Origin of the sequence: Streptomyces sp. NRRL F-5755, from assembly GCF_001279365.1 — a bacterium.
Classification (GTDB): Bacteria; Actinomycetota; Actinomycetes; order Streptomycetales; family Streptomycetaceae; genus Streptomyces; species Streptomyces rimosus.
In genome coordinates this window covers 72351-92159 of record NZ_LGCW01000284.1, presented here as the reverse complement: position 1 = coordinate 92159, position 19809 = coordinate 72351, and the positions used below count along the sequence as shown (strand labels likewise).

At 72.0% G+C, this 19809-nt stretch carries 21 protein-coding genes; 11 read left to right on the top strand and 10 right to left on the bottom strand.

Translation table 11 applies throughout. The annotated features are described in order from the left end of the window. Window positions 1-213 precede the first annotated feature (213 nt). Entirely contained in the window at window positions 214-858 is a 645-nt protein-coding gene (locus ADK86_RS29105) for an HNH endonuclease family protein (RefSeq protein WP_053699283.1), read from the bottom strand. 229 nt (window positions 859-1087) lie between these two features. On the opposite strand from ADK86_RS29105, the gene ADK86_RS29100 reads away from it, so the two are divergent. Further along, window positions 1088-1846 carry an ABC transporter permease gene (locus ADK86_RS29100; RefSeq protein ID WP_053699282.1) on the top strand — a complete coding sequence of 253 codons (759 nt, stop codon included), beginning with the start codon at window positions 1088-1090 and terminating at the stop codon, window positions 1844-1846. Between the two features lie 240 nt (window positions 1847-2086). Continuing rightward, window positions 2087-2668 carry a TMEM165/GDT1 family protein gene (locus tag ADK86_RS29095; RefSeq protein ID WP_053699281.1) on the top strand — a complete coding sequence of 194 codons (582 nt, stop codon included), beginning with the start codon at window positions 2087-2089 and terminating at the stop codon, window positions 2666-2668. 47 nt (window positions 2669-2715) lie between these two features. Here the strand turns inward: ADK86_RS29095 and ADK86_RS29090 are convergent, their stop codons facing one another. After that, entirely contained in the window at window positions 2716-3378 is a 663-nt protein-coding gene (locus ADK86_RS29090) for an HAD-IA family hydrolase (RefSeq protein WP_053699280.1), read from the bottom strand. Window positions 3379-3534: 156 nt separating this feature from the next. Then, window positions 3535-4608, bottom strand: a complete 1074-nt coding sequence (locus ADK86_RS41515) for a peptidoglycan-binding protein (RefSeq protein ID WP_053699279.1) — start codon at window positions 4606-4608, stop codon at window positions 3535-3537. 274 nt (window positions 4609-4882) lie between these two features. Between ADK86_RS41515 and ADK86_RS29080 the strand changes: the two genes are divergently transcribed. Continuing rightward, complete coding sequence (locus ADK86_RS29080; protein WP_053699278.1) at window positions 4883-6934, top strand: MFS transporter; 2052 nt, start codon at window positions 4883-4885, stop codon at window positions 6932-6934. A gap of 12 nt (window positions 6935-6946) precedes the next feature. Here ADK86_RS29080 and ADK86_RS29075 read toward each other — a convergent pair whose 3' ends face one another. Next, complete coding sequence (locus tag ADK86_RS29075; protein ID WP_053699277.1) at window positions 6947-7471, bottom strand: GNAT family N-acetyltransferase; 525 nt, start codon at window positions 7469-7471, stop codon at window positions 6947-6949. Window positions 7472-7595: 124 nt separating this feature from the next. Between ADK86_RS29075 and ADK86_RS29070 the strand changes: the two genes are divergently transcribed. Both ADK86_RS29070 and ADK86_RS40225 read left to right on the top strand, forming a co-directional pair. Further along, window positions 7596-8372: a hypothetical protein gene (locus tag ADK86_RS29070; RefSeq protein WP_063789112.1), complete on the top strand. Its 777-nt coding sequence runs from the start codon at window positions 7596-7598 to the stop codon at window positions 8370-8372. Continuing rightward, window positions 8369-8896 carry a hypothetical protein gene (locus ADK86_RS40225; RefSeq protein ID WP_063789111.1) on the top strand — a complete coding sequence of 176 codons (528 nt, stop codon included), beginning with the start codon at window positions 8369-8371 and terminating at the stop codon, window positions 8894-8896. The genes ADK86_RS29070 and ADK86_RS40225 overlap by 4 nt, the downstream gene beginning before the upstream one ends. Window positions 8897-8922: 26 nt before the next feature. Here ADK86_RS40225 and ADK86_RS29060 read toward each other — a convergent pair whose 3' ends face one another. Continuing rightward, the gene (locus tag ADK86_RS29060; RefSeq protein ID WP_053699276.1) at window positions 8923-9255 is read right to left on the bottom strand and encodes an antibiotic biosynthesis monooxygenase family protein; all 333 of its coding nucleotides are present in this window, start codon (window positions 9253-9255) and stop codon (window positions 8923-8925) included. Window positions 9256-9324: 69 nt separating this feature from the next. Beyond that, window positions 9325-9789, bottom strand: a complete 465-nt coding sequence (locus ADK86_RS29055; protein ID WP_053699275.1) for a DUF2000 domain-containing protein — start codon at window positions 9787-9789, stop codon at window positions 9325-9327. A 202-nt stretch (window positions 9790-9991) separates the two neighbouring features. On the opposite strand from ADK86_RS29055, the gene ADK86_RS29050 reads away from it, so the two are divergent. Continuing rightward, window positions 9992-10459 (top strand): nitroreductase family deazaflavin-dependent oxidoreductase, encoded by a 468-nt coding sequence (locus tag ADK86_RS29050; RefSeq protein ID WP_078952330.1) that lies wholly within the window; start codon window positions 9992-9994, stop codon window positions 10457-10459. 264 nt (window positions 10460-10723) lie between these two features. Next, window positions 10724-10963: a hypothetical protein gene (locus tag ADK86_RS29045; RefSeq protein WP_053699273.1), complete on the top strand. Its 240-nt coding sequence runs from the start codon at window positions 10724-10726 to the stop codon at window positions 10961-10963. Between the two features lie 100 nt (window positions 10964-11063). On the opposite strand, the gene proP is transcribed toward ADK86_RS29045, so the two are convergent. Next, entirely contained in the window at window positions 11064-12608 is a 1545-nt protein-coding gene (proP, locus tag ADK86_RS29040) for a glycine betaine/L-proline transporter ProP (protein WP_053699272.1), read from the bottom strand. 494 nt (window positions 12609-13102) lie between these two features. Between proP and ADK86_RS29035 the strand changes: the two genes are divergently transcribed. Then, complete coding sequence (locus ADK86_RS29035) at window positions 13103-13669, top strand: superoxide dismutase family protein (RefSeq protein ID WP_050506401.1); 567 nt, start codon at window positions 13103-13105, stop codon at window positions 13667-13669. A 207-nt stretch (window positions 13670-13876) separates the two neighbouring features. Continuing rightward, a complete protein-coding gene (locus ADK86_RS29030; protein ID WP_053699271.1) occupies window positions 13877-14878 on the top strand; it encodes an aldo/keto reductase in 1002 nt (333 codons plus the stop codon). Window positions 14879-14912: 34 nt separating this feature from the next. Here ADK86_RS29030 and ADK86_RS29025 read toward each other — a convergent pair whose 3' ends face one another. Together ADK86_RS29025 and ADK86_RS29020 are read right to left on the bottom strand one after the other, a co-directional pair. Continuing rightward, a complete protein-coding gene (locus tag ADK86_RS29025; protein ID WP_053699270.1) occupies window positions 14913-16007 on the bottom strand; it encodes a CU044_5270 family protein in 1095 nt (364 codons plus the stop codon). Then, a complete protein-coding gene (locus tag ADK86_RS29020) occupies window positions 16000-16683 on the bottom strand; it encodes an RNA polymerase sigma factor (RefSeq protein WP_053699269.1) in 684 nt (227 codons plus the stop codon). Before ADK86_RS29020 ends, ADK86_RS29025 begins: the two co-directional genes overlap by 8 nt. Before the next feature lie 81 nt (window positions 16684-16764). Between ADK86_RS29020 and ctaD the strand changes: the two genes are divergently transcribed. Both ctaD and ADK86_RS29010 read left to right on the top strand, forming a co-directional pair. Continuing rightward, window positions 16765-18411: a cytochrome c oxidase subunit I gene (gene ctaD / locus ADK86_RS29015; protein WP_053699268.1), complete on the top strand. Its 1647-nt coding sequence runs from the start codon at window positions 16765-16767 to the stop codon at window positions 18409-18411. Beyond that, window positions 18408-18761: a hypothetical protein gene (locus ADK86_RS29010; RefSeq protein ID WP_053699267.1), complete on the top strand. Its 354-nt coding sequence runs from the start codon at window positions 18408-18410 to the stop codon at window positions 18759-18761. The genes ctaD and ADK86_RS29010 overlap by 4 nt, the downstream gene beginning before the upstream one ends. 55 nt (window positions 18762-18816) lie before the next feature. Here ADK86_RS29010 and ADK86_RS29005 read toward each other — a convergent pair whose 3' ends face one another. Beyond that, on the bottom strand, window positions 18817-19527 hold the full coding sequence (locus tag ADK86_RS29005) for a hypothetical protein (RefSeq protein ID WP_053699266.1): 711 nt from the start codon (window positions 19525-19527) through the stop codon (window positions 18817-18819). Window positions 19528-19809 lie beyond the last annotated feature (282 nt).

The window sequence follows — 19809 nt, the reverse complement described above, 5'->3', positions numbered from 1 at the left end:
GCCCGTACGTGTGTGCTCAGAGGATAGGAGCCGGCCACAGGGCGAGGGGACGGCTCCGGCCTCCTCGTCGGAGAAAGACGGAGCCATCCGGTCGTACGGTTGCGCCACTCGGTCGCAGGACGGTCAGGAGTGATCAAACGCCCGCCGGGCCGCCGTCCCGTCCGGCGACGGCGGTGGCGGTGACGGTGGCGGCAATCATGGCAACAGCAGCGCTCAGCAGCGGTCCAGGATCTTCTTCAGCGCCGCCTTCTCGGCCTTGTCGGCCGTCAGCCCGTACACATGCTTCACCGACACCCACATCCGCGCGTACGTGCAGTGGTACGAGGTCTTCGGCGGCAGCCACTCGGCCGGGTCCTTGTCGCCCTTGGCCTGGTTCACGTTGTCGGTGACGGCGATCAGCTGCGCGTGGGTGAGGTCGTTGGCCAGCTGCTGGCGGCGCGCGGTGGTCCACTGCCGCGCCCCGGACTTCCACGCCTCCGACAGCGGTACGACGTGGTCGATGTCCACGTCCGACGCCTTGGTCCACACGCCGTCGTCGTAGGCCGACTTCCAGGTGCCCCTGGTGGCCGCGCACTTGCTGTCGGTCTGCACGCCCTCGCCGTCCCGCTTGAGCACGACCTCGCGCGTGTTGCAGTTCTTGCCCTGGTCGGACCAGTGCGGGAACTTGTCGCGGCTGTAGCCGTCCTGCGGCCCCTCGGCCTGCTCCTTTAGCTGGGCGAGGTACGTACGCGCCGTCGCGGCGTCCGGCGGGGTGGGCGGCGCCGCCTGGGCGGGCTGGGTGCCGAGGAGCAGCGTGCAGACGAGGGCGGCGGCGGAACCGGCGGCGACCGTGGCACGACGCGCGTAGACCTTGGGCATCGGGACTCCCTTGCTGTGGGGGGAAGTTGACGTGCGGGACGGGCCCCATGGTGCTGCCGTGGAGTTACCAGGAGGCGGTCCTCAGGTAACAGAGTGACGACATGCTCACGTCACTTCAAGGGGTTGACATGACGTCATACGCGCCCGGCGGGCCGGGATGTGGCCCGCGCGGGCGCGTGCGCCCCCGGCAACGGGCCCGCCGGCCGGTGGCCGGGCCTACAGTGATCGCGTGCTGCTGCCGGTCAACGCCGCCCTCGGGGCCGTTCTCGCCGTCCTGCTGGCCGCCGCCGTGGCCGTCGCCGCGCTCGCGCGCCTCGATCACGCGCGGGCCATCGCCCTCGCCGGCGTGCGCGCCGCCCTCCAGCTCGCCGCCGTCTCGTACCTCATCGGCTGGGTCGTGCGGTCCGTGCCCTGGCTGCTCGGTTTCCTCGTGCTGATGTTCGCCGTCGCCGTACGGACCGCGGGCCGCCGCCTCACCCCGAACCGCACCTGGTGGTGGGCGGCCGCCCCGCTCGCCGCCGGCGTCGTGCCGGTCGTCGGCGCCCTGGTGCTCACCGGCCTGGTCCCGCCGCGCGGCATCACCCTCATCCCCGTCGCGGGCATCCTCATCGGCGGCGCCCTGACCGCCACCGTCCTCGGCGGGCGGCGGGCGCTGGACGAGCTGACGACGCGGCACGGCGAGGTGGAGGCGGGGCTGGCGCTGGGCCTGCTCGACCGGGAGGCCCGGCTGGAGGTCGCCCGTCCGGCGGCGTCCGACGCGCTGCTGCCGGGCCTGGACCAGACCCGCACGGTGGGCCTCGTCACACTCCCCGGGGCCTTCGTGGGGATGCTGCTGGGCGGCGCCTCACCCGTTCAGGCGGGCGCGGTGCAGCTGTTCGTCCTGGTGGCGCTGCTGGCCGTACAGGCGGCGGCCGTGGCGGTGGTGCTGGAGCTGGTGGCCCGCGGGCGCCTGCACCGCGTACCCTTGGCCACAGCAGAAGGGGAGTAGCTCTTCGCCGGACCGTCGACATACTGCCCGCCCGACGGCCGCCACCGCCCAGGTGACCGGCCGCCCGAGGTGGGCCGGCGCCCGGAGCGCGGCAGGTGACCGGTGTCCCTGCCACGCCAGCGAGACCTTCGGCCGCAGTGTTTGCGCAGACGTACGTCTGCGCACGAGACGCTGCCGTGCCGAAGCGACCCCTTTTCCGGGCCCCTCGGCGCGGCCCGACCGATCGAGGTAAGACACCCCGTGTTCAGTTTCACCGTCGCCGCCGTCGTCTTCGGCGTCGTTTTCCTCGCCGAACTTCCGGACAAGACCGCACTGGCCGGGCTGGTGCTCGGCACCCGCTACCGCGCCTCGTACGTCTTCGCCGGCGTCGCCGCGGCCTTCGCCGTGCACGTCGCGCTCGCCATCGCCGCGGGCAGCGTGCTGTCCCTGCTCCCGCACCGCCTCGTCCAGGCGGTCGTGGGCGTGCTCTTCCTCGCGGGCGCGGCCGTCCTGGTCTTCCGCAAGGGCGAGGACGAGGAGGAGGTCAAGAAGCCCGCCGACCAGAGCTTCTGGAAGGTCTCCGGGGCGGGCTTCATGATGATCCTGGTCGCCGAGTTCGGCGATCTGACCCAGATCATGACCGCGAACCTCGCCGCCCGTTACGACGACCCGTTCTCGGTCGGCGTCGGCGCCGTGCTGGCTCTGTGGGCCGTGGCCGGGCTGGGCATCCTCGGCGGGCGCACCCTGATGAAGTACGTACCGCTGGGGCTGATCACGAAGGTGGCGGCGGCCGTGATGGTGCTGATGGCGGGATTCAGCCTGTACGAGGCGATCACCGGGTGAGCGCGGGCGGGGCGGGCCGGGTGGTCCGCCCCGGGGCGTCCGGCCGCTCAGACGGCGATGTGCAGCGCGATCGACCCGTCCGCGAGCGCCTCGACCCGGATTTCGCGCAGGTCGCGCACGTGGACGTCCGGGCCGAACGCCGCGGCCCGCTCGCCGACGCCCACCACGCGCATGCCCGCGGCGCGCCCGGCCGCGATGCCCGCCTCGGAGTCCTCGAAGACCACGCAGTCCTCGGGCGCGTACCCCAGCTCGGCGGCGCCCTTGAGGAAGCCCTCGGGGTCCGGCTTGCTGGCGCTCACGGACTCCGCGGTGATCCGTACGTCCGGCATCGGCAGCCCGGCCGCGCCCATCCGGGCGTCGGACAGGGCGCGGTCGGCGGAGGTCACCAGGGCGTGCGGCAGCTGGGCGAGCGCCGCCATGAAGGCGGGCGCGCCGGGGACCGGCACGACGCCCTCCACGTCCGCGGTCTCCTGCTCCAGCATCCGCCGGTTGTCCTCGTGGTTGAGCTCCATCGGGCGGTCGGGGAGCAGCGCGGCCATCGTGGCCCAGCCCTGCCGGCCGTGCACCACCTTGAGGACCTCGTCCGCGTCCAGCCCCTGCTCGGCGGCCCAGCGGCGCCAGCAGCGCTCGACGACGGCCTCGGAGTTCACGATGGTGCTGTCCATGTCCAGCAGCAGGGCGCGGGCTATGAGCGGGGTGGTGGCCGGCATCGGCGGGCTCCTGGGCGCTGGGGAAAGAGTCAAGCGGCTCCGCCCGCCGGTCAGGGAGTGCGGGCGGAACCACTTTGTTCCTACACGATACAAAGAGCCCCCCGTGAGAGGCCAACCGCCCCCCGGTTCACCGGCTGCACTGGCGCGTGCCCCGGCTCACGGCTCGACCGTACGAGCCTCCAGTGACCTGCGGGTCTGTACGCCGTAGACGCCTGCCGGGTCCTCCCGCAGCCCGAAGGTGCGCTGGAAGGCGATGACGGCTTCGCGCACGGCACGGTCGTAGCGGCCGTCCTCGGGGCCCGGATACACGGCCATCTGCTCCAGCCGCCGTTGCAGCTCCAGCACCTCCGGCCCGCTGGCCCCCTCCCGCAGCACGATCGGCCCGTCCGGCGGCCTGCTCGGCGTACGGCTCTCCGGTGCGCTGGTGATGCTGCCGGACGCCGTGGCCGTGCCCGGGGGCGACGACGGGGGGCGTGACGGGGACGGCGTGCCGGACGGGCCGGGCGGCGCCTGGGGCGCCCGGTACGGCGCGTGCGTGGGGGTGGCGGAGGGGGCCGCGGTGCGGCGGCCCGGTGCGCCGCCTCCTCCGGGGGCGTGGGTGCTGCCGCCGTCCGACGTCCGGGCGACGGAGGGCAGGGGCCGGTGGTCGTCCGGCAGGGCGCGGTCCTGGTCCGAGTCGGACAGCAGCGCGCCGCTGAGCATGACCGCGCCCGCCGCCAGGGCCGCCGCGGAGACCGCCATGGCGGCCAGGCCCGCTTGCCTCCTGCGCCGGCGGGCCGTGTCGTACGCGCTGGATTCGTCCTCCGCCCCGGTTCCGTCCTGCGCCCCGGTTCCGTCCTGCGCCCCGGAACCGGTGCGGGCGCCCGCGTGCGGGCCACCTCGCGATCCGGCGTGCGGCCCGCCGTACGCACCGGCATGCGAACCGGCGTACGAATTCGCCCGGGCCCCGGAGCGCGGCCCCGCGCGGGACCCGGCACGCGCCCCCGTCCGCGACCCGGCCGGCGGCACCGTACGGGAGCCGAACCGCGGCGCGGGGCGCGGATCGGGCCGCATCGCCTCCGCCGTGCCGCCCGGCGTCGCGTCCGTGGCGTCCGCCCCCTCCGGCAGCCGCACGTACGGGCGTACCCGCAGCGGATCGAAGTCCTCGGCACCGGCCGCCTCGCACAGGCACCTCGGCCGGCCGTCGGCGCGCGCGGGTGCCGAGCAGTGCGGGCAGGTCTCAGCCGTCACGAGCGATTCCCCCTCCTGAAGCCCTCGATCGGTCAGTGATTATCCGGGTTCGGCCCCTTCCTGCACAGGGAGCAGTCGGGCGCCAACGGGCCCCACGGTCCTCAGCAGGCCGTATCCGACCAAAACGATCAGGATGGAGAAGAGGCCGGCGCGGGCACCCGTCCCGCGGCGGCCCGGCCCCGCGAGGCCCGGCCTCGCCCCACGCCGCGCGGTCCGGACCTGCCGGTCCCGGCCTCGCGGCAGCCCGTTCCCGCCCGCACGAAGAGAGACGCTCATGGCGCAGGACACCGGCGCTCCGGCCGTCCCCGGTGAGGGCCAATCCCGGCGGACGGTCCTCGTCGCGATCGGCGCGCTGCTGCTCGGCCTGCTGATCGCGGCACTCGACCAGACCATCGTGGCCACCGCGCTGCCCACCATCGTCAGCGACCTCGGCGGCCTGGACCATCTGTCCTGGGTGGTCACCGCGTATCTGCTGGCCTCCACCGCCGCGACCCCGCTGTGGGGCAAGCTCGGCGACCAGTACGGACGCAAACGGCTCTTCCAGACCGCCATCGTGATCTTCCTGATCGGCTCCGCGCTGTGCGGCATCGCGCAGGACATGCCGCAGCTGATCGCCTTCCGCGCCGTCCAGGGCCTGGGCGGCGGCGGCCTGATCGTGCTGTCCATGGCGATCGTCGGCGACATCGTGCCGCCCCGCGACCGCGGCCGCTACCAGGGCCTGTTCGGCGCGGTCTTCGGCGCCACCAGCGTCCTCGGACCGCTGCTCGGCGGCCTGTTCGTGGACCACCTCAGCTGGCGCTGGGTCTTCTACATCAACCTGCCCATCGGGATCGTCGCGCTGGCCGTCATCGCCGCGGTGCTGCACATCCCGGCCCGCCGCACCCCGCACCGCATCGACTACCCGGGCACCGTCCTGATCGCCGCGGTCGCCGCGTGCTTCGTCCTGATGACCTCGCTCGGCGGCGTCAGCTACGGCTGGGGCTCCTGGCAGATCATCGGCCTCGGGGTGCTCGGGCTCGTCCTGCTGGCGGTGTTCGTCGCCGTCGAGCGCCGGGCCGCCGAACCGGTCCTGCCGCTCCGCCTGTTCCGGCTGCGCTCCTTCACCCTCACCGCCGTGATCGGCTTCGTCATCGGCTTCGCGATGTTCGGCTCGATGACGTACCTGCCGACCTTCCTCCAGGTCGTCAAGGGCGTCTCACCGACCATGTCCGGTGTGCACATGCTGCCGATGGTCATCGGCATGCTGCTGTCCTCGACCGGCTCCGGGCAACTGGTCAGCCGCACCGGGCACTACAAGGTCTTCCCGATCGCCGGCACCGCCGTCACGGCCGTCGGCCTGCTGCTCCTGCACCAGCTGGGCCCGTCGAGCGGCACCGCCGTGATGAGCGTGTTCTTCTTCGTCTTCGGTTTCGGGCTCGGCCTGGTCATGCAGGTGCTGGTCCTGATCGTGCAGAACGCCGTCGCCTACGAGGACCTCGGCGTCGCCACCTCGGGCGCCACCTTCTTCCGCTCGATCGGCTCCTCCTTCGGCGTCTCGATCTTCGGCACGATCTTCGCCAACAAGCTGGGGCCGCGGATCGCCGACGCCCTCGCGGGGCAGCGGCTGCCGCCCGGCACCGACCCGTCGAAGATCGCGGAGGACCCGCGTACCGTACGGCAGCTGCCGCCCGACGCCGTGTCCGGCGTGCTCGACGCGTACTCGACCTCCATCACCGACGTCTTCCTGTACGCGGTCCCGGTCGTGCTGATCGCCTTCGTGCTGGCCTGGTTCCTGCGCGAGGAACCGCTGCGCCGCGGCGTCACCGCGCCCGACAACTCCGAGGTGCTGTCCCCCAACCCCGTACAGCGCTCCTCCTACGAGGAGGTCTGCCGCGCGCTGTCCAGACTCGGCAGCCTGGAGGGCCGCAAGGCGGTGTACGAGCGGATCACCGAGACGGCGGGTCTGGACCTGAAACCGGCGGCCAGCTGGATGCTGCTGCGCATCAACCGGTACGGCTCGGTGGAGCCCGCCCTGCTCGCCGAGCGCAGCATCGTGCCGCTCCGCGTGATCGCCGAGGCGACCCGGCAGATCGAGGAACGCGGCCTGGCCGTACGGGAGGGGCTGCCGCTGGTCCTCACCGACCGGGGCCGCGCGGTCGCGGAACGGCTGTCCGCCGCCCGCCGCGCGTCGCTGGCCGAACTGCTCGGCGACTGGTGGACCGAGGACCGGCCGACCGACCTCACGGAACTGGTCGACGAGCTGTCGGCGGAACTGTGCGGCTCGGACGCGGAGAGCCCGCACGGCGAGGAGCCCTGGAGGTGGCGGCCGGGGGCGGCACCACGCTGAGCGGCGCGCGCCTCAGGACACCGCCTTCTCGAAGAAGAGATCCGAATACGGGTCCTCCTTGTACGCGGGAATCTCCCCGTACCCGAACGCCCGGTACATCGCGACGGCCTCCACCAGGTCGCTCCGGGTGTCCAACCGGAGCCGTCCGGCGCCCAGTTCCGCCGCGCGCCGTTCGAGGCCGCGCATCAGGGCGCCCGCGGCTCCCCGCCCACGCCACGGCTTGCGGATGAACACCCGCTTCAGCTCCGCCGTACGCCCGCCGTCGAGCAGCAGCAGCCCGCCGCATCCGGCGGCCTCCCCGCCCTGCCGCACGATGAACAATTCGCCGCGCGGCGGCACGAACTGCCCCACCGGATACTCCGCCACGCCCTCGTCGATCTCCTCCGGCGTGATCGGCGGAAACCCGTGCACGACGTGGTAGCGCGCCGCGACCTCGGAGTAGTACTCGCGGAACAGGGCCGTGGCGACGGGGGAGTCGTCGGGCTCGACCGAGAGCTGCCAGGTCTCGGGGCGGTGCGGGGTCGCGGTGTCGGTCATGGCGGCATTGTGCCGGTGGTGCGCGGGCGGCGCGCCCGAATATCCTCCGGCACCCACTGCTCGGCCCTCAACGCCCCGTCACCAGGCGGTGTTTGGCCTCCAAGGGCGGGGCAACCCGCCCCGTATGTCCATCACTCTCATCATCGTCCCCATCGTGGCACTTCTCGTGATCGCCGCCCTCGTCCTGATGGCGCGCGCCAAGGTCGCCCGCAGCGGCAGCAGAGGGTTGCGCCGGCGCTTCGGCCCCGAGTACGAGCGGGCCGTCGCCGTGCACGACGGCGACACCGCGGCCGCCGAACGCGAGCTGAACCAGCGGCTGGACCGTCACGGCGCGTTCCGCCCGCAGCCGCTCACCGCTGAACTGCGCATCCAGTACGAGGAGCGGTGGGAGGCCGTACAGCGGCGCTTCGTCGACGAGCCCGAACAGGCCGTCGTCGAGGCCGACCTGCTGCTCGGCCGCCTCGCCCGCGAACTCGGCTACCCCGCCGACACCTACGACGAGCAGACCGACGCCCTCTCCGTCCACCACGCGCACGGCGTCCACGGCTACCGCAAGGCCCACGAGACGGCCGTACGCGCCCGGAACAACCGCCCCGAGAACGCCGCCGGCACCGAGGAACTGCGCGCGGCCGTGGTGAACACGCGCGTGCTGTTCAACGAACTGCTCAAGGCGGGTCCCGACGGGTCCGCCGCCCCGCACGGCCGCCGGCGCCACGGCCCCGGAGCCGCCCACGCGCGCGAGGCCGACGGCCGGTACGGAAGCGGACATGAGAGCCGGGACGGCCACCCCGGCCACCGGCACCCCACGTCCACCACCCGACGGTTCGGCGACCGGATGCGTTCCCCCTGGACGCACGGCCGCGGCCACGGGCACGACACTGCGGAAGGCGGTGCGCGATGAGTACGTACGACGAGCGCGGGACCGGACCCGCCGGCACACCCGAAGAGCGCGCTGCGAGCGAGGGCATGCCGCCTCCTGAGCGCGGCGCGGCGGCATACGAGGGCACCGGTAGCGCGCAGCAGCCGGCCGCCCCGCCGCCCACCACCACGTCCGGCGCCGAGAGCGTCCCCGGGGTGTACGCGGGCCTGCCCGGCACCGAAACCGACTACCCGGCGGGCACGCCGGAACAGTCCGGCACACCCGGTATGGCGGGGTCCGCCGAACCGCTGCTCCCCGCCGAGGCCCGGGAGAAGCTGCGGCAGCGGCTCGACCACGCCGTCAACGGCTTCGTCGACCGCCCCCGCGAGGCCGTACAGGAAGCCGACGGTCTCTACGAGGAACTGGCCGCCCTCCTCCCGGAGGCCCTGGCCGCCCGCCGCCGCTCCCTGCGCGCGACCTGGGAGCAGGGCGCCGCCGACACCGAACAGCTCCGCGTCGCCCTGCGCCACTACCGGGAAACCGCCCAGCGCCTGCTCGACTTCTGAGGCGCCCGGTCGCCCGGCCGTTCAGCTCAGCCCTGTTCCTTCGGCCCGGCCTGCTGCACGACCTCGAACGACCACAGCGTGGACCCGGAAGCGGCGGGCTTGGGCCGCTCGCCGCCCTCCGCGCCGCCACCCTGGTGCGCGGCCTTCATCGGCCCCTCCATCCACGCCTGGAACGCCTGCTCGTCCCGCCAGCGGGTGTAGACCAGATACTGGTCGGTGCCCTCCAGCGGGCGCAGCAGCTCGAACCACTCGAACCCGTCCGACGACTCCACGGAACCGGCCCGCGCGCCGAAGCGCTTCTCCAGGACCTCCCGCTGTTCGGCGGGCACGGTCAGCACATTGATCTTCACGATGCTCATACCGGACATCGTGCCGCATGCCGTCCGGTGAATGGAGCGCAGGGCCACCACCCACCGCCACGATCCGCGTCAGCCGTGCAGCTTCAGCCCCTTGATCACCTTGTCGACCTGTTTGCGGGGGCCGTGGACCGCCACGCCCACCAGGTCGAGGGCGTCGGCGGGGACGGCGCGCACCACCGCGCGGTTGTCGTCGTCGTTGCCGGTGGTGAACATGTCCGCCGTGTACAGGGCGGTGGGCAGTTCGCGGGAGAGGGCGCGGGCGCGGGTACGGGCCAGGCCGGCCGGGTCGGCGGTGAAGCACAGTACGGGCTCGCGGAACAGTGCGAGGTAGTCGTTTCCCGAACCGTCCTCGTAGCGCTTGCCCATGATGGCGTCGTCGGCGTGGGCGATGCCGCTCGCGAGGAACGCCGTGACGTTCAGCTTCTGCCAGCCGGCCAGGTCTTCGCGGACCACGATGGCGATCTTGGTGGGGAAGCGTTCAGGGGTTCCGGCGGGTGTCTCGCCGGCTGTTCCAGTGGATATGTCCGTGCTCATGTGGCCAGTTTCGTACGGAAGCGGAGCCCGGTCTTGAACGCTGGTGCGCGCCGGTGCTTCCCTCGTGGTGATTGCGGACCGTCGCGCTCCAGCTCGGCCGGTTGCGGGTCCTCCGGTTGTCAGTGGGTGGGGCTAGCGTCGGAGTATGTCGAACTCAGCATCGGGGCAGGGGCCGTCAAAAACGCCGCCGGCGGCGCGGGCAGTGGGGCGTCCGGAGCGGCCGACCGGCTGGAAGCGGCTCGCCTTCCGCGCGCCGATCCACCTCTACCGGCTCGGCCTCGGCGGGATATTCGGCAGGCGGCTGCTGCTTCTGGAACACCTCGGCCGTACGTCGGGCAAGACCCGCCGGGTCGTCCTGGAAGTCGTGGCGTACGACCGGCAGGCCCGCACCTGGACGCTGGCCTCCGGCTTCGGCCCGGGCGCGCAGTGGTACCGCAACCTCCAGGAACAGCCCCGCGCCACCATCCAGGTCGGCCGCCGCCGGTGCGCCGTCATCGCGCACTTCCTGCCCGCCGAGGAGGGCGGCCGGATCATGGCGCGCTATGCGGCGAAGAATCCCAAGGCGGCCAAGTCGCTGACGGCATACATGAAATTCGAGGTCGACGGCACGGCGGAGGGCTATCGGCAGGCGGGTGAGCACATACCGTTCGTACGGCTCGTGGAGCAGTGACGGAGTGCGTTCCGGGGGAGTCCAACGGGTGTGACGGCGCGCTGGTTACGGCCGTGTCCGCTGTTGGAGTCGCAGCCGCCGGGGCGCCGGAGTGTGGCCGGGGCCGGGTGCCCGATTCCGGCCAGCATGGGGCTCATCAGGGCGCGCGAGGGTGCGGCCCGGTGAAGGAAAGGGAAGCCCTTGAGCCGCATGTCTGCCTTGTCTCCGAGTCGCGGGGGTTCCGCGTCTTACGGATATCCCCTGCGGAAGTTCACCCGCGCCGCGGTGGTGACGGTGGCCGCCGCCGGCACCGTACTGGCCGCCGTGCCCGCCGCGCTGGCGTGCCCCGAGCACGATCAGGCGGGCGGCGGTTACAGCTGCCGCGTCGCGTACACGAGCTTCTTCCCGTCGCCGTCCGGCGCGACATCGGGCGAGGGGGTCTACGCACACGGCCAGAAGGACCCGTCGGGGCGTACGTGTGACAACGGCGAATGGGAGCGTCCGTACCGCCCGAGCGACACGTAGAGCGGGGGCGGGGACGGGGGCAGACGCCACAAACGCCGGTGCGCGAGGACCCTTCGTCCTCGCGCACCGGCGTTTGTTACGGGGGGCCGTAGCGGCCTCGTCAGGCAGGCGACTCCGCCACCCGCCGCTTGCCGGCGGCCGAACCGGCCCCCGCAGCGGACTTCGCGGCCTTGCGCAGCGCGCGCGCCTCCGACTCCGTCTCCACCGCAGGCGGCGACCCCGGCAGCGGCTTGCACGCGCTCTCCGTCATCAGCAGGACCGCGATCCCGCCGACCACGGCGGCGGCCATCATGTAGAACGCGGGCATCATGTTGTTGCCCGTGGCGCCGATCAGCGCGGTCACCACCAGCGGAGTCGTACCGCCGAAGACCGACACCGACACGTTGAAGCCGATGGACAGCGAGCCGTAGCGCACCTTCGTCGGGAAGAGCGCGGGCAGCGTGGAAGGCATGGTGGACGTGAAGCACACCAGCAGCAGGCCGAGGACGGCCATGCCCAGCGCGATGCCGGCCAGCGAACCCTGGCGGATCAGCAGCAGGGCCGGTACGGACAGCACCAGGAAGCCGACGCAGCCGGTCGCGATGACCGGGCGGCGCCCGAAGCGGTCGGTGAGCCGGCCCGCGAACGGCTGGACGCACATCATCACGACCATGACGGCCAGCACGACCAGCAGCCCGTGCGTCTCGTCGTACTTCAGCTCCGAGGTCAGATAGCTCGGCATGTACGACAGCAGCATGTAGTCGGTGACGTTGAAGACCAGGACCAGGCCGACGCAGAGCAGCATCGCGCGCCACTGGCCGAAGATCATCTCGCGCAGGCCGAGCTTCTTCTCGGCGGCCCGGCGCTCCTTCTCCTTGGTCCGCGCCTCCTTCTCCAGCTGCGCGAAGGCCGGGGTCTCCTCCAGCCGCATCCGCAGATAGAGGCCGATGATGCCCATCGGGCCCGCGATCAGGAACGGCAGGCGCCAGCCCCAGGAGAGCAGCGCGTCGTGGCTGAGGACCGCGGTCAGCAGCGTGACCAGGCCGGCGCCGCCGACGTAACCGGCGAGCGTGCCGAACTCCAGCCAGCTGCCCATGAAGCCGCGCTTCTTGTCGGGCGCGTACTCGGCGATGAAGGTCGAGGCGCCGCCGTACTCGCCGCCGGTGGAGAAGCCCTGGACCAGCCGGGCGACCAGCAGCAGGATCGGCGCCCAGACGCCGATGGAGGCGTACGAGGGGATCAGGCCGATGGCGAAGGTGCCCGCCGCCATCATGATCATCGTGATGGCCAGGATCTTCTGCCGGCCGATGCGGTCGCCGAGCGGACCGAAGACCATGCCGCCGATGGGGCGGACCAGGAACGCCGCGGCGAAGGTGCCGAACGTCGACAGCAACTGCGCGGTCGGGTTGCCGGACGGGAAGAAGACCTGTCCCAGCGTGACCGCGATGTAGCTGTAGACGCCGAAGTCGAACCACTCCATCGCGTTGCCGACCGCGGCCGCCGAGACGGCCCGCTTGACCATGGACGGATCGACGACCGTGATGTCGTCGCCGCCCTTCCCCCGCTTCTCCGTTTTCTCCGGCTCGACCGCGTCGGCCGCATCGGCCGGATCGGTTTCGGGACCACCGGTACGGGTCCGCTGTGCGACGGGTGACTGCGTCGGCACGTGCTCGCTCGCCTGCGCTCTCTGGGACGACTGCATGGAACACCCGCCGGGGCGGGCCTCGCCCGCCATGGCGTGACGGGCAAAGGTCGACCATAGGTGCAGAGCGGGTCATCACGGACAGTGCACGGGTGATCGCGTAAGTGTGGTCAACCCCGCTGCTTGCAGGGGAAACGGCGTCCCGGGGGTCTTTATTCGGCCTTTATGGATGTGATCCATCTCGCGGCGATCATCGCAACCGAATTGCCCCGTGTTGTACCACATATGCAGCGCACGGACCTGACCCTGCCCAGTCCTCACGGATGTATGCGGCTCTTGCGGAAAAAGTTTTCCCGAACCTCGCCGGCCGCTTCCGCCCCACGTCGGGCCGCCCGTCACCCGCACCCCGTGTGTCCCGCGGACCGCTCCCCAAACCCGCCTTCCATAATTCCCCCGTACGCCCCGCTTGACCGGATACCCGGTTCCGTTTGCCGTACCGGGACGCGAGGGTGCGTCGCATGTCTATCGCTACGGCAGTGCTGACCGCATCACTGGCAATGGCGCCGGCCGCCGCGCCGGCCATGGGAGTGCAGTGCACCAGCGTGACCGTCCGCGCGCACTTCGCGGCGTCCCCGACGGGCGAGGCCGTCACCTACGACCAGGCCCTGGTGCCCGAGGGCAGCCGGGTCACGGTCGTGGAGAAGCGGTACGGCTCCGGCAAGGACGCCCGTACGGCCGTCTCCCTGCGCCTGTCCGGGCTGGTGCCCGACCGTACGTACGGCGCCCATGTCCACACCAAGCCCTGCGGTCCGAAGCCCAACGACTCCGGCCCGCACTACCAGAACGTCCCCGACCCGGTGCAGCCCTCGACCGACCCCGCCTACGCGAACCCCCGCAACGAGGTCTGGCTCGACATGAAGACCGACGAGGACGGCCGCGGCTCCTCGACCGCCAAGGTCGCCTGGCACGTCCGCTACGGAGAGGCCCGCTCCGTGGTCGTCCACGAACACGGAACGCACACCGAACCGGGGCACGCGGGAACCGCGGGCGCCCGCCTGGCCTGCGTGAACGTACCGCTGGCCTGAGCCTGGAACGCATGAGCGGCGCGGCAGTGTCCCTGCCGCGCCGCCGGATCGTCGCGCCCGTCCAGCATCGGCCACCCGGCGGCACTCCGCCACTCGGCGGACCCTTCGTGGTTACGATCACCACACGCCGCCGCCCTGTCGCTCCGCGTGTTCATCTGTGTGCCGGGCCCCGGCGCAGCCGAATTCAGCGAGTGGGGGAGGAACGCCATGAGGTACCGGCGGCTCGGCGGGCAGAAGGGACCGGCCGTCTCGGCGGTCGGGCTCGGGTGCATGGGCATGTCCGTCGCGTACGGGCCCGCCGATCCGGCCGAGGCGCGGCGGGCGCTGGACCAGGCCGCCGAGCTGGGAATGACGTTTCTCGACACCGCCGACGCCTACGGACGCGGCGCGAACGAGGAGTTCGTCGGCGGCTGGCTGCGCGGCCGGGGCAAGCGGGACGCCGTCGTGCTCGCGACCAAGTTCGGGCTGCGGCACGACCCCGCGACCGGGCGGGTCGACGCCGTCGACACCTCGCCCGCGTATGTACCCGTGGCCTGCGACGCCTCGCTGCGCAGGCTCGGCGTCGAGTGTGTCGACCTCTACTACGCCCACCGCCGCGATCCGGCCGTGCCGGTCGAGGAGACCGTCGGCGTGATGGCGGAGCTGGTGGCGGCGGGGAAGGTGCGGCAGCTGGGGCTGTCGGAGGTCAGTCCCGGGACGCTGCGCAAGGCCCACGCCGTGCATCCGATCAGCGCGGTGCAGCTGGAGTACTCGCTGTTCACCCGGGACGTCGTCGAGGGCGACATGCTCGCCACCTGCCGCGAACTGGGCGTCACGGTCGTGGCGTACTCGCCGCTCGGGCGCGGCATGCTCGCGGGCGCGCTCGCTTCCCGCGAGGAGCTGAGCGAGGCGGACAACCGGCTTCGCTGGCCGCGGTTCTCCGAGGAGAACATCACGCGCAACCTGGCGCTCGTCCGTGCCGTGCGCGCTGTCGCGGATGAGATCGGCGTACCCCCAGCGCGCGCTGCGCTGGCCTGGCTGCTGGCGCAGGGGGAGGACATCGTGCCGATCCCCGGCACCAAGCGCGCGCGTTACGTGGAAGAGAACGCCGCCGCTGCCGAACTCACCCTCACCGCCGAGCAGGAGGCCCGGCTGCGCGCGGCGGTGCCTGCCGGGGCCGTGGCGGGCGCGCGCTACCCGCAGCAGGCCCTCGACCGGCTCGGTCACTGAGCCGGCCGAGGGCAGGGTCGTCGTCAGGGGCACCTCACGGCATCCACGCCTCGTACGACAGCACGTCCCCCGACTTGATCTTGAAGTCGGGGAGGTCCTTCGTGAACGTCGTCTCCATCCCGAGGACCCGGCCGGTCTCCGGATCGAGGATGACCAGCTGGAGCGTGCCGTCCATCGACCCGTCCGACGTGTCCTCGCCGTGGTACGCGTACGCCTGGCCCCGCCGGCCGAGCCGGTCGACGACCTGGCCGGCCGGGCGCAGGTCCGGCGCCCTGGACAGCATCCGGGCCAGCGCCGCCGACTCGCGCGGGCCCGGGGTCCACTCCTGGAGGAACGAGGAGAGGGCCATCAGGAGGGGCTGTGTCTTCGTGCCGGCGCCGCTGTAGAACGTGGCCAGATAGGCGCGCAGTTCGTCGGGGTCGGCGGGCGGGCGCGCGGGCAGCGTGCCCTCGCCGGTGGCCGGGTCGTCCAGGCGCGTGCCCGCCGGATACGTCTTGCGGTGCAGCACCTTGCCGTCGTTGACGGTGCGCCACTCCCCGTCCGCGTCGTTGATCACCGGGCGGCCGGGGTGCCGCGGATCGGTCGCGACCACCAGCTCCGATCCGCTGCCGTCCGGGTTCCAGCGGGTGATCCGCTCCTCGGGCACGGTGACCGGCGGCTTGGCGTCGGGGCCCGTCTGCATGCTCAGGTACCAGCTCTGGAGGTGGCTGCCGCGGTGCGGCTTGGGCGCGTTGCGCTGGACGCGGGCGTACGCCTCCGCCTGCCGCGCCACCTCGTCCAGCGGGATGGCGGGCGCGTCGCGCTGTACGACGAGCGCGGTGGGGGCGGCCGCCGCCGGTGTCGTACCGGCGCCGGAGAAGGTGAGGGTGAGGACGGCGAGTACGGCGGCCGAGGCGGCGGTGGCGCCGATGAGGAGACGGCGGGTACGGCGCGTGGGGCGGGGGGCGCGGGCGGTGCGTTCGGGCCGCTCGGGCGCCGGCGCGGGGTCGGGCGTGCGCTCCGGCGCTTCGGCGCGCATCAGCTCGGCCAGGCGGTGTTCGGCGCGCGCGGTCAGCGGGCGGTCACGCCAGGGCCCCTCGTCGGACCGTACGGGATCGGCCTGCCGCAGCAGCTCCAGTTCGTCAGTCAAGGCTGCGGCCTCCGGCTCGGGTCGGCACCGCGGGTGCGGGCAGGGCTGGTCGTGCGGTCGTACGGTGTGCGCGGGGGCGTGGCGGCTCCGGACCCGCCTTCCGGCGCAGGCGCTCGATCTGTGTACGGAGCCGGTTGCGGGCCCGGTGCAGCCGCATCGCCGCTGCGCTCTGGCTGCAGTCCAGGGTGACGGCCAGTTCCTGGAGGGTCAGTTCCTCCCAGGCCGTCAGGCGCAGGACTTCCTGATCGGCGGGGGAGAGGCGCTCCAGGGCCTCGTGCACCCAGGAGCCCGGCCGCTCCGCGTCGGGACTGTCCACGGTCTGGCGGCGGTGCGCGGCCTCGTGGTTGCCGAGGCGGTGCAGCAGGCGCCGGTAGCGGCCGAAGCCGCGCACCGTGTTCGACAGGCAGTTGCGGGCCACGCCGTACAGCCAGGGCAGCGGCGATTCCGGCAGCTCGGCCCGGCGCCGCCAGGCTATGGAGAAGACCTCCGCCACCACCTCCTCCACGTCGTCCGCCCGGTCGTCGTCCAGCCGCCGGGCGACGAAGCGGCTGACGGCCCAGTAGTGGGCGCGGTAGGCGTCGGCGAAGGCCCCGTCGACGTCCCTGCCGCCGCCCTGGGCGCTCTCCTCGCCGGTGACCCCGCCGGAACCGTCGTCGGGGGCTGCGTCCTTGCTCATGATCTGTTGGTGTCCGGCACGCCTGAGATCTTCACACCCTCTTGCGGTGAAGTTCGCTCCGGCCCCGGACACCTACGGGGCATGAAGTCCAAGTCCCCCGTCGACAAGTCCCCCGTGCAGTGGCTGACGACCACCGACCACAAGACGATCGGCACGCTGTACCTGATCACCTCGTTCGCGTTCTTCTGCGTGGGCGGTCTGCTGGCGCTGGTGATGCGCGCCGAGCTGGCCCGGCCCGGCCACCAGATCCTGTCGAACGAGCAGTTCAACCAGGCGTTCACGATGCACGGCACGATCATGCTGCTGATGTTTGCGACGCCGCTGTTCTCCGGTTTCGCGAACTGGATCATGCCGTTGCAGATCGGCGCGCCCGATGTCGCCTTTCCCCGGCTGAACATGTTCGCGTACTGGCTGTACCTCTTCGGCTCGCTGATCGCGGTCGGCGGATTCCTGACGCCGCAGGGCGCGGCCGACTTCGGCTGGTTCGCCTATGCCCCGCTCTCCGACGCCGTGCATTCCCCGGGGATCGGCGGCGATATGTGGATCATGGGACTTGCGCTGTCCGGCTTCGGCACGATCCTGGGCGCGGTCAATTTCATCACCACCATCATCTGTATGCGCGCCCCCGGCATGACGATGTTCCGGATGCCGATCTTCACCTGGAACGTGCTGCTGACCGGCGTGCTCGTCCTGCTGGCTTTCCCCGTACTGGCGGCGGCCCTCTTTGCGCTGGAGGCGGACCGTAAATTCGGGGCGCACGTCTTCGACGCGGCCAACGGCGGCGCATTGCTCTGGCAGCACCTGTTCTGGTTCTTCGGCCACCCCGAGGTGTACATCATCGCGCTGCCGTTCTTCGGCATCATCTCCGAGGTCATCCCGGTCTTCTCCCGCAAGCCCATGTTCGGCTACATCGGCCTGATCGCCGCGACCATTTCCATCGCCGGACTGTCCGTGACGGTCTGGGCCCACCACATGTACGCCACGGGCGGCGTCCTGCTGCCGTTCTTCTCGTTCATGACGTTCCTGATCGCGGTGCCGACCGGGGTGAAGTTCTTCAACTGGATCGGCACGATGTGGAAGGGCTCGCTGTCCTTCGAGACACCGATGCTCTGGGCCGTGGGCTTCCTGATCACCTTCACCTTCGGCGGTCTGACCGGCGTCATCCTGGCCTCCCCGCCGATGGACTTCCACGTCACGGATTCCTATTTCGTCGTCGCCCACTTCCACTACGTCATCTTCGGCACGGTCGTCTTCGCGATGTTCGCGGGATTCCATTTCTGGTGGCCGAAGTTCACCGGCAAGATGCTGGACGAACGGCTCGGCAAGATAACCTTCTGGACGCTGTTCGCCGGCTTCCACGGCACCTTCCTCGTCCAGCACTGGCTGGGTGCCGAAGGCATGCTGCGCCGCATTCCCGACTACCTGGCCGCCGACGGGTTCACGGCTCTCAACACCGTCTCGACCATCTTCTCGTTCGTCCTCGGCCTGTCGATACTGCCGTTCCTCTACAACGTCTGGAAGACCGCGAAGTACGGGCAGAAGGTGACGGCCGACGATCCGTGGGGCTGGGGCCGCTCGCTGGAATGGGCCACCTCCTGCCCGCCGCCCCGCCACAATTTCGTCGCCCTGCCCCGTATCCGTTCCGAATCCCCGGCCTTCGACCTGCACCATCCCGAGGTCGGGGCCCCCGAACTGGGCCGGGAGAAGGAACGAGGTGCGCTGGTATGAGCGGTGGTACACCGGTGAGCACGGCCGAGGCGATCAACGAGATCGAGGGGTTTCTGCTCTGGGAGGCCGAGAAGGACCGGGCACGCACCAGGGCCAGGGAATTCGGCGACCGGCTGCCGTGGCTGACGCGGGCGCAACGCGCGGAGGTCGAGCGGCAGTACCAGGCCGACCAGCTGGAGATCTCCCGCGCATATCTCCGTCGGGCAGCGGCCCGCAGTGGAGAACTGCGCGCCGAGTACGAGGGCGTGTACCGGGAACTGCGGCGCAGGCTCGTCACGGCATTCCTGGCCGCGGCGGTGGTGCTGGTGAGCGGCGTGGTGACGGTTGCCGTTGCCCTCACCGGCGGGTGAGGGCAACGGCCGGACGGCCGGACAACGGGTGACGGCCGTCAGACGGTGCCGGCCGTCATTCGGTGACCGTGATCTGCGACGCCGGGTCGGTGGTGTCCGCGACCTTGTACGTCGCGTTGAACAGCGAGGTCGTCGCGCTGGTCGGGCAGCCGAAGCCGCCGACGACCTTGACCGGCACGGCGGCGTTGGTGAACACCAGGCTCGACGGCGCGCCGTTGGTCCAGGCGCCGTTCACCGTCGCCGCGGCGGTGGGCGCCGCGGTCACCGTACAGCTGGCCAGACCGCTGGTCTTCAGGACGAAACCACCGGTCGGGATGGTCAGTCCGGCGGTGCTCGGCGCGCCGTGCTGCATGGACACGCCCCAGTCGCCGGAGGTCTGGATGGTGGCGCTGACGCCCGGCATGCTCGTGGTGCACGAGCTGTAGGTGGGCGCCGAGAGGGTGCTGCTGACCGGGCCCGAGGCGTTGGTGTTGCCCGGGGCGTCCGGTACCTGGCCGGCGGCGTGCGAGACGGTGCAGGTCACCGTCACCGAGCCGGCCTTGAAGGTGGCCTTGCCGCTGAGGTCGGCGGCGTAGGCGTGCCCGGCCGGTGTGACGGTGGTGGAACCGGCGGCGGGCCGCGCCCCGGTCGGCTGGGCGGTGGCCGAGCCGGTCAGGGCCAGGGAGAGGGACGCGGTCGCGAGGATTCCCGTACCGGCGGCGAGCAGGGCGCGCGGCCGCCGGGCACGGGAGTGATCTGCGCGAGAGCGTGCGGGTCTGTGCGTCATCGCGAATCTCCTTCTGCGAGCGGTGGAGTGGTGCGGTGGCCCCGCCCGTACGGAGGGGCCGCGCAGGGGCCGGCGCTGGGCGCGGCGGCACCTGCGGGTTGAGGGGGGTGCGGAGGTTGCGCAAGGGTGCGGCGAACTGGGCGTACGGGTACGAGGGCCGGGGCCGTACGGGTACGAGAAGCCGGGCCGTGCGGGCGCCACCGCCGGGCCGTACCGGTGCGGCGGTCCGGCCGTACGCGTACGACGACCCTGACGTACGCGTACGGCCCGGCCGGTGTGGCC